Source organism: Sphingomonas sp. FUKUSWIS1, from assembly GCF_000733135.1.
Taxonomy (GTDB): Bacteria; Pseudomonadota; Alphaproteobacteria; order Sphingomonadales; family Sphingomonadaceae; genus Sphingomonas; species Sphingomonas aerolata.
In genome coordinates, this window is the sequence record NZ_JPJC01000137.1 from 1 (window position 1) to 2,273 (window position 2,273).

At 66.5% G+C, this 2,273-nt stretch carries 3 protein-coding genes; all 3 read left to right on the forward strand.

The genetic code is table 11. The features are described 5' to 3' along the window. Window positions 1–511 (forward strand): putative sulfate exporter family transporter (locus sphsw_RS09260; protein WP_031440359.1); only part of this gene is annotated, 511 nt, incomplete at its 5' end. A gap of 59 nt (window positions 512–570) precedes the next feature. Further along, window positions 571–1,641: a sulfite oxidase gene (locus sphsw_RS09265; protein ID WP_031440360.1), complete on the forward strand. Its 1,071-nt coding sequence runs from the start codon at window positions 571–573 to the stop codon at window positions 1,639–1,641. An 11-nt stretch (window positions 1,642–1,652) separates the two neighbouring features. Then, the gene (locus sphsw_RS09270; RefSeq protein WP_052380899.1) at window positions 1,653–2,150 is read left to right on the forward strand and encodes an MgtC/SapB family protein; all 498 of its coding nucleotides are present in this window, start codon (window positions 1,653–1,655) and stop codon (window positions 2,148–2,150) included. The last annotated feature ends 123 nt before the right edge of the window (window positions 2,151–2,273 follow it).

The following is a 2,273-nucleotide window of genomic DNA, read 5'->3' on the forward strand; positions in this document are numbered from 1 at the left end:
CATGGGCGGGCTCGCCTTCGGGGCGCTCGCCGGGCTCACTGTCTATGCCGTGCCGCAGGTGATCGCAGCCGCCTCGCCGTTGGGCGCCACCGCCGTGCAGATGGGTACGCTCGTCAAGCTGGTGCGCGTGCTGATGCTCGGGCCGGTGTGCCTTGTTCTGTCGCTGGTGGCGCCTCGTCTCGCGCCGCAGTCGGTTCCCGAAGGCGAGTTCGTCGCCGGTTCGCCTACGGCCAAGCGGATGGACCTCGCCCACCTCGTGCCCTGGTTCATCATCGGCTTCCTCGCACTGGTCGCCTGCCGCTCGCTGGGTCTGGTGCCGACCGTCGCCATCGCGCCGATCGGCCGGAGCGCCACGCTGCTGACCGTCGTTTCCATGGCGGCGCTCGGGCTCGGCGTGGACGTCCGCACCGTCGCCAAGGCCGGGGGCCGCGTGACCATGGCCGTCGTGTTGTCGTTGCTCGGCTTGGCCGCGATCAGCCTGACGCTGCTGGCCGCGCTGCACATCGCATGATCGGGCAAGATAGTGAGGATGAGGCCGAGGCCAAACCGATTGTCAGGCGTTACAATAGCATGAGCGAGCTGATGATAGAGCGGAACCCCGAGCCCTACAACGCCGAGCCGGTGCCCGGCGCCTTGATCGAGCGGTTTTTGACGCCACAGAACCTGTTCTATGTGCGCAGCCATGGGCCCGTGCCGGACCTGCCGGCCGATCACCGGATTGAGGTGGGCGGGATCAGTGTGGGCGAGTGCTCCATCTCGATTGCGGAGTTGAAGGCGCGCTTTCCGGTCCGGACTGTCACGGCTGTGCTTCAATGCGCCGGCAACCGCCGGACCGATCTCCAACAGGTGGGCAAGACTTCAGGCGATCCATGGGACATAGGCGCGATCGGCAATGCCGAGTGGACGGGCGTGCGGCTCGCAGACCTGTTGGATGCAGTTGGAGCATCGGACGCGTCCAACCTGTTCGTCTGCTTCACCGGCGCTGACGAGGTGGATGTGGAAGGCGAGGTGGCACCGTTCGGCGTCTCGATCGCTATGACCAAGGCGCGGGCGCCCGACGTGCTGCTCGCCTGGGCGATGAACGGCGAACCGCTGGCACCCGAGCACGGTGCGCCGTTGCGTCTGGTCGTGCCAGGCTATGCTGGCGTGCGTAGCGCCAAGTGGCTGACCCGGATCGAGGTCAAGGACACGCCCTCCGAGGCGCCGATCCAGGCGCACGATTACAAGCTTTTTCCGGCCGACGTGACCAGCGAGACGGCGGACTGGACGCAAGGGCTGACGATCAACGCCATGCCGCTCAACGCCGCGATCTGCTCGCCTGGTTCGGGCGAGAGCCTGCCCGCGGGCAAGGTCCGGATCGAGGGCTATGCCGTCGCCTATGAGCGCGGCGTGTCGCGGGTAGAGGTGTCGCTGAACGGCGGTCGAGACTGGCGGCAGGTCGATTTCTCCGACGATCCGGACGGGCAGTGGAGCTGGCAGCGCTGGTCGCTCGATGCGGAACTGCCCAAGGGGCGCCAGCACCTTGTGGTGCGCGCGTTCGACGATGCGGGCCAGGGTCAGCCCGAACTACCCGATACGATGTGGAACTTCGCCGGATACCTCTGCACGGCCTGGCACCACGTCCACGTGCTGGTCGAGTGAATCCGCCGCCTTTGTCGGTCGATCTCGCCTTCTGGGTCGACGCGATCGGCAGGATGATCGTGGCGACGGCGGCCGGCATGACGCTCGGCTGGGAACGGTCACGCGAGAACCGACAGATCATGGGTCTGCGGACGCTGGGGCTGGTCGGGCTCGCGAGTTGCATCGCCGTCCAGGCGATCGTCCACAGCGGCTTGCCGAACGTGAACGCCGATGCAGCAGGTCGAGTGATGCAGGGCATCCTATCCGGCGTCGGCTTCATCGGCGCGGGCGCGGTCCTGCGCGTTGGCAGCGGGCAGGAGGTGCACGGGCTAGCAACGGCGGCGTGCATCTGGGTGTCAGCGACGCTCGGAGCGGCAGCGGGATTGGCGGTGTGGCCACTACTTGTGGGCGGTCTGCTGCTGGCGATGCTAGTGTTGTTCGTCGGCGCACCGCTCGAATGCCGTATCCGCGAACGCGCTCGGCAGACCCCGGCCGAAGCGGACCGGCGGGACGCCGAGCAGAAACCCTGAATAATCCTTGGCGCGAAACGGTGCACCAGTAGTTTTGCAGACGGAGGACTTCATGAGGTGTTTGATCCCACGGTTTGATGGTGCGATCCTTTCGTTGGAATGGAAGGAAGCGGTATGGGACAG